Below are 208 nucleotides of genomic sequence, written 5' to 3' on the forward strand. Positions count from 1 at the left end.
TACAGGCTCTTTTTAAAGTCCGGCACCTGTCGTGCAAAGGCATTCATCAGATCGATTTCTTCGCTACTAAGCCCCTTTCTGGCCTTAAAACCCTCATACCTAGCCAGGTCTTCCTCTGCCTGTGGGCCTGACTGAGCATGATCCTTTAACCAGGCTAATTCTTCGCTAGTTAAGGCTCCCTTTTGTACTTGAGGGGTAAAGGGGTTAC

1 protein-coding gene is annotated in these 208 nt (G+C 48.6%); it reads right to left on the reverse strand.

Annotation, left to right across the window (positions count from 1 at the left end):
- A partial coding sequence (locus tag ACKQTC_RS09255) for a hypothetical protein (protein WP_408978154.1) occupies nt 1-208 on the reverse strand: 208 nt, incomplete at both ends.

The organism is Peptococcus simiae, assembly GCF_046097595.1.
GTDB classification, from domain to species: domain Bacteria; phylum Bacillota; class Peptococcia; order Peptococcales; family Peptococcaceae; genus Peptococcus; species Peptococcus simiae.